Raw genomic sequence first — 5,468 nt, forward strand, 5'->3', positions numbered from 1 at the left:
CGTTCCTCCTGTAGCGCGGATTCGGCGCGCTCGACCACATCTTTCAAGCGCAGATATAAGGGCAGCTTCGAAACGCCATGGGTTAGGGCGTCGATTTCGACCACTAAGCGCTCGCCCTCTGCTAGCAACTCAGCGGCGGTATCAGCGCCCATGTCACACCCCCAGCCCAAGGGCGAGAACGGCGGCGGCGATGATGATGACGCGGCGGATCATGAGCATCGGCAACAATCCGTTGCCAGGGGTATGGGTATCTGTCCAATCGCCTGGGCGGGCGTAGGGGAAGATGGAGCGGTCAATCCAGTAGCCGAGGTAGGCACCCCAACATAATTTGGTGAGCGACCAAAGCAGCACGCCGAGTTGGTGCGGGTACCAAAAGCCAACGGCGATGGTGGTGATGACAGCGAGGATCAGCCAAGGGCCGATGCGGAGTTTGTCGAGCAGCTTGGGGCCAATGCGGAGTTTGTTGAGTAGCTTCTGGAAAAGTGATGGTTGGTTCACGGGGTAGCCTCATTGCAGGGTTAGCGGTAATAAGCGCAAGTGCAGTGAGGTTCAGGCTACGGTGTTTGGGGAGGGTGTCGGGATTAGCGGGGATTAAAGAAAAATGCCCGCTAGGCAGCGGGCATTGGGGCGCTCTGGCGATCAGGTCGCTCCGGCGCTCTAAGGGGTATTCAACGCGATTGCAGGGTGTTTGACAATGCCCCAGAAAGCAAACAACCCGCCGGGGCGGGTTTGTTTGGGTGTTGCGAACGCTAGCTCACTGGAAGTGGAGTTCAGACATAGTGTTTATGTACTGCATACTTTCCATCAAACGAGATACAGTTTTTTGGTGCATCTCAAGTTCAACTGAGTCAGCACTCCCGTAGGCATTATCACCTTCAGAAGCTATGCGGCTAGTGAATTGGTTATAGAGCGCCATGTGGTTTTCCATGTGGCTATAAAAGCGGTCGCAACGCTCGCCATACTCTTGTTGTACTTCCACTCGGCACTGCCGCGCTAAATCGGCTGCTACCTCTGTCGAAACTTTGTACTGAGAAAACGTCACATTTTCTTTCGCCATTGATGTAGCAGCAAATAATGCTAATCCAAACCCTGCCAATAATTTCATATCGCCCCCGCTTTTTCTCTGATTGTTATCAAAACAGCCCTGGCTGCACGCGGTTGCGGTGTAGTGACCGCTGCTCGGCCAGAATCTTGTAGATCTGCATCACGCCCTTATCATAGCGCCGGGCTAGCTCGGCGTGGTTGCTGCCGTCGAACTCGCACCATATCTGGTGATCGCGTAGCGCTCGGTCGAGCTGATCCCCTTTGGCTAAATAGAATACCTGCCCGCCGTGGTAATACGCCAGAATTCTTAAGGTGGAAAACGCCAGGCGTTGGGCGATGCGCGGCGCGATGCCCACCGCGACGTATTCCGCTTCAATCACTTGCAGCATATCGACCAGCGACTGGGGCCAGTGGCGGGCCAGCTCGGGATCGGGCAGGCGTTCCAGCGCATCGGCGGGGATCTCATCAAACCCTAAATCGAAGTTGTCCTGATTATCACGAGAGTCAGGCGAGGTCATCGGGGTACCGTCCTTGCCGCTTGGCGTCGATGATCAACGCCTGGAGCAGCTTGTGCAGTTGGTTATCGTCGAGAAAGTCCACGCGGTCGACCTTGAACATGTGCTTGGCCATGCCATCGGCGTAGGCCCAGGCGCGGCCCGCGTGAGTGAGCAGCGCCTCGACCTTGTTCATTTCCGCTTGGCGTGAGCGTGGCGGGCGCGGTGCCTTGCGCCCTGCCTTTTTGGCGGGCTTGGGCTCAAAGCCCAACCGCCGGAACTCGTGCATCACACCGCCAACGGTTCGATTTGTGAGTTGTTTGGCACTGCTCACGCCAGCGGTGCGGGCGAGGATCGCGCGGTAGTCTTCGTCGCTAAGGCCTAGTTGGGCTTTTGCGATGTGGATTTGCGCGAGTTTGCCTTTACTGATCATGATTGTTCTCCATCTGGCGGCGCACCGCGTTACACCAACCGCCGCAGGGCTTGCCGTGGTTTTCACCTTCGTGGCACGCAAACACGCCCTGGCGCTTCACGGCAGCGTTGAAGTCGCGCTGGGTGTGCAAGCTTTTCGAGGCATCGCTGCCCCGGCGAGCAGCGCAGCCGCCGCACATGGGTACCGCGTTGTTCAGCGCTTCTTCCAGCGCTTCGCCTTCCAGGATGCGCACCGGCTTGGGCTGGTAGCTCAGGCAGGTAATGCCCGCGCCGGGGTCAGTCACCCAGCCGCCCTGGGGCCACGGCGTGCCGTCTTTCATGTCGATCATGCCTTCGATGATCTGGCACTCACCCAGGTGACGGCACATGCCGCATAGCATGTCGAATGATTCCTGCCACTCTTCGCCTACTGGCTTGTAGGGGATGCGCTCAAGGGTCATGACGCCACCTCGCTGCTCACCAGTTCCAGGTCTGGGAAGTGCTTCTTGAGGTGAGCCACCGCAGCACCCTCCGTGCCAAAGGTTGGTACTACGCCGACCACCCGAGGCGTCACCATGCGATCGGCTTCTTTCTTGCCAAACGCTCGCTTCGCATGCGCATACACTTTTTTGCGATATGCTGCTCGCTTCACGGGTCGCCAGAACCGTCCTTCGGGATACACGGGCTTTTCATCCTTGGTTTCAGTCCACTTGCCCTCCACAACGCCGTTGACGTAGACGACTACGAATATCTTCTTGCCGTCATGCGCCTTGGCCAGAGAAAGCTCGTAGCCATCGGCCAGCAGCTTTACGGAACCGCCTAGGTGCTTTAAGCGCTCTTTGATCGTTTTCCACTTGTCCATTGTTAACCTCATTGGCTGCTCATCAGTGCTGGGCCACCACGCCCAGCAGACGCCCCCGCGTGGGGGCGTTTCGCTATGAATTGGGTTTTATCTTTTTGCCGTTGACTTCGATGTTGGTGATAGAGATTCCCTTAAATGGCTCGTGATATAGGTTGTTACCCATCCAGCTACCGCTTTCTGGCTCAACCACCAGGCGGCACACCAGACCGTTGTATTTCCAAATGACCGCCTCACCTGCCTTGTCGAATTTTTCATTCGGTTCCAGACCAAGCATGGCTTTAGCCCTCTGCTCGCCGTGTTCATCCGTCAGGGCTTTTGCGACAATGAGGGGCGCGGCCAGCGTGGTGAACGCCTGGCCGATCGCTTGTTTGTCCACGACGACGTTCATGCTGGTGATCTCAACGTTGCTCACTTGCGGCCTCCTGCATGGCTTCGGTTAGGGCGTTGGGCTGGTTAGCGGGCCGAACATTGCCGATGGTGACGTGGATCAACCGCCCGTTCTGGGCGCGGATAAACGCTACATCGCCTTTGATGCTGACCAGCATTCCCTTACGCGCTGAAATGCTGATTTGGTTGCCTTTGCGGACGGTGCGCGTGTAGCTCACGCGGTCGCCTGTTTTGAGTTCATAGTTCATGCGGCACCTCGCATGTGGGTGATGTGGTAGCGGTACTGGATGCCCGCCATGGTGTCGGCGTCGCGCAGGTAGTCGTTGCGGACGTTGACCCGTGGGCCGTACACACGCCGCGCGACAGCGAGCGCCGCTTCTCGGTGGGTGGTGCCGGTGGCACGCTGGCCGCGCAACGTGGCGACAAACCCGCCCATGGCGGGGCTGACGCGGATGGATGAGGCGTTGGTAATAGATGTCATCTCACACCCCCGCGATATCTAGGCTGATGGGACGGTACTGGTCGGTGCTGCCGACCCGCTCATAGATGCGGATGTAGCTCTTGGAGCCAGTGACTTGAATGGCGTCACTGATCGCATCCATGGCGCGCAGCCAGCGTTTGTCCTGGATGTTCAGGCGGCGCAGGCCGAGCACCTGGCCGGTGCGGATGTTGCCCGCTTGGTCGACGCGGAAGGCGTCTTGCACGATGGTGGCCACCTCGGGGCGGGCGTCGGTTGTCCAGTCCCGCAGGCACTCTTCAATCAGCCCTTTGGCCGCTTGCAAGCGCTCATCAAAGGTGATGTTTTCGGAGATGGCGCGCAGCACCTTATATTTGCCGCAGAAGCTGACCAGCTGAATGTTGCCTTTCTTGCCACCGATCTGGACTTCGTACTCCTGGGCGGAGGTTTGAACGAAGGCTTCGATCTCGCTGAACACGTCGCTTTTGAAGTCGCGCAGCTGGTCGCGCAGTTCAGTGGCGCGATCAACAATCGAGAGCACTAGCTCATCGCGGAGTTGGTCGATTTCTTTGATTTGCTCTAAGGGCACCAAACGGCCTTTGGCGTCCATGCGGAAGCCTTCGGGTATTTGCTGTGTTTCAGTGGCTGGGGTGTTCATGTTTTAGTCCTCTTCCTCGCCTGCGATTTCTTCGTCTTCAAGCTCATTTTTCACATTCTCGATAGCGTCGAGATAAAGCTTTGTGTCTGGCCCATGTAGAAAAATCAGCGCTCCCAACACGTTGCTATTGTTATCGGTAAAGACACTAGAGACCTCACCAGCACCCACCTCATCCATATCTTTCATCACTTGATTGACGGTTTGGTTGCCTATGGTTCTGATGCTCGCGAGGCGTCCAATAGGTGTTTTAGGTGTATTCATGTTCAGGCTCCTTTGCGGGCTTGCTTGCGTTCAAAGTTTGCGTTGCCGCGACTCATGCCACGGTTGTGTCGGTGGTGGTGTAGTGGCTCGACATATGCGCCGTTGCGCTGCTGCATGCAGGAAAGCGCTCGCTCGGCTTCCTCGGTTTCGGCTCGCCAGCGCTCTAATAGGTCGCGCCAGTCCCAGCCAGCGGCCTGGGTCTCTATGTCGTTGTCTTCGCTGGGCTGCTGGGTTAGGCCGGTATCCTGCTTTTGCCATAGGCGCAAAGCGGCGGCGTGCTGGGCGGGCAGTAGCGGCTCCGGCTCTAACGCCAGGCGCTCGAAGCGTTCCACGTTGGCCAGGTACTGCGCCAAGTTGACGCCGTGGCGGGCTAGGCGCAGCGCAATGAAACGGTCGGCGTAGTGCTCAAGATGGGCATCGGTGTAGGTGTTCATCGCGTTGGCTCCTCGCTGGTTGCCCCGGTGCCTTTCAACAGGTCGGCTAGCCGCTTGGGGGCGTTGGCTTGCTCAACCGCTTTGGCGGTTTGCCGCTTGCCCTTTTGGGTGGTGGTTACCGTGGATTGGCGGTTGGCCATGCGGGCATGTTCGGCTAACACGTCATCGGTCGAACGCTCGCGCAGCGCCGCTGCGGGGGTGGGCTTTGCAGGCTGTTTGGCACCGCTGCGCTTGGCCTCTTCCTGCTGCTTTTCCTGCTCACCCGCGTGGCGGTCGGCACTGTTGGCGACGACTTCATATAAATAGCCGTGGGTGCTGAGCGGTAAGTTGCTGGGTGGGCGTTCCAGCAGTTGATCCAGCGCCGTGATCCATACTTTCAGCGGTGCCTCGCGCGTGATGCCTTTGCGCTCAATCACGCCGCTGTTAATGGTGTCTTTCAGCTCATTGAGTAGCCGGGCGC

Annotated in this window: 13 protein-coding genes and 1 other RNA gene; all 14 read right to left on the minus strand. The window is 58.1% G+C overall.

The features are described from left to right. Positions 1-153: 153 nt before the first annotated feature. Positions 154-498, minus strand: coding sequence for a putative holin (locus M8006_RS17245; RefSeq protein ID WP_250084388.1), 345 nt, complete (start codon positions 496-498; stop codon positions 154-156). 256 nt (positions 499-754) lie between these two features. Next, entirely contained in the window at positions 755-1,105 is a 351-nt protein-coding gene (locus M8006_RS17250) for a hypothetical protein (RefSeq protein WP_250084390.1), read from the minus strand. A 28-nt stretch (positions 1,106-1,133) separates the two neighbouring features. Beyond that, positions 1,134-1,562: a Mor transcription activator family protein gene (locus M8006_RS17255; protein WP_250084391.1), complete on the minus strand. Its 429-nt coding sequence runs from the start codon at positions 1,560-1,562 to the stop codon at positions 1,134-1,136. Beyond that, positions 1,549-1,971 (minus strand): gp16 family protein, encoded by a 423-nt coding sequence (locus tag M8006_RS17260; RefSeq protein WP_250084394.1) that lies wholly within the window; start codon positions 1,969-1,971, stop codon positions 1,549-1,551. Before M8006_RS17260 ends, M8006_RS17255 begins: the two co-directional genes overlap by 14 nt. Continuing rightward, the gene (locus M8006_RS17265; protein ID WP_250084397.1) at positions 1,961-2,410 is read right to left on the minus strand and encodes a hypothetical protein; all 450 of its coding nucleotides are present in this window, start codon (positions 2,408-2,410) and stop codon (positions 1,961-1,963) included. Before M8006_RS17265 ends, M8006_RS17260 begins: the two co-directional genes overlap by 11 nt. Next, a complete protein-coding gene (locus M8006_RS17270; protein ID WP_250084398.1) occupies positions 2,407-2,811 on the minus strand; it encodes a hypothetical protein in 405 nt (134 codons plus the stop codon). Before M8006_RS17270 ends, M8006_RS17265 begins: the two co-directional genes overlap by 4 nt. Positions 2,812-2,820: 9 nt before the next feature. Beyond that, an RNA gene (locus M8006_RS17275) (hammerhead ribozyme type II) lies at positions 2,821-2,887 on the minus strand. Next, the gene (locus M8006_RS17280) at positions 2,885-3,223 is read right to left on the minus strand and encodes a hypothetical protein (protein WP_250084400.1); all 339 of its coding nucleotides are present in this window, start codon (positions 3,221-3,223) and stop codon (positions 2,885-2,887) included. Before M8006_RS17280 ends, M8006_RS17275 begins: the two co-directional genes overlap by 3 nt. Continuing rightward, positions 3,210-3,446, minus strand: a complete 237-nt coding sequence (locus M8006_RS17285; RefSeq protein WP_250084403.1) for a hypothetical protein — start codon at positions 3,444-3,446, stop codon at positions 3,210-3,212. The genes M8006_RS17280 and M8006_RS17285 overlap by 14 nt, the downstream gene beginning before the upstream one ends. Further along, a complete protein-coding gene (locus tag M8006_RS17290) occupies positions 3,443-3,679 on the minus strand; it encodes a hypothetical protein (protein WP_250084405.1) in 237 nt (78 codons plus the stop codon). Before M8006_RS17290 ends, M8006_RS17285 begins: the two co-directional genes overlap by 4 nt. 1 nt (position 3,680) lies before the next feature. Then, the gene (locus tag M8006_RS17295) at positions 3,681-4,313 is read right to left on the minus strand and encodes a DUF3164 family protein (protein ID WP_250084407.1); all 633 of its coding nucleotides are present in this window, start codon (positions 4,311-4,313) and stop codon (positions 3,681-3,683) included. A 3-nt stretch (positions 4,314-4,316) separates the two neighbouring features. After that, a complete protein-coding gene (locus M8006_RS17300) occupies positions 4,317-4,574 on the minus strand; it encodes a hypothetical protein (protein ID WP_250084408.1) in 258 nt (85 codons plus the stop codon). A 2-nt stretch (positions 4,575-4,576) separates the two neighbouring features. After that, on the minus strand, positions 4,577-5,008 hold the full coding sequence (locus tag M8006_RS17305) for a hypothetical protein (protein ID WP_250084411.1): 432 nt from the start codon (positions 5,006-5,008) through the stop codon (positions 4,577-4,579). Next, positions 5,005-5,468 (minus strand): hypothetical protein (locus tag M8006_RS17310; RefSeq protein WP_250084412.1); only part of this gene is annotated, 464 nt, incomplete at its 5' end. The genes M8006_RS17310 and M8006_RS17305, both read right to left, overlap by 4 nt.

It is taken from the genome of Halomonas llamarensis (genome assembly GCF_023555005.1).
In the GTDB taxonomy this organism is placed as follows: Bacteria; Pseudomonadota; Gammaproteobacteria; order Pseudomonadales; family Halomonadaceae; genus Vreelandella; species Vreelandella llamarensis.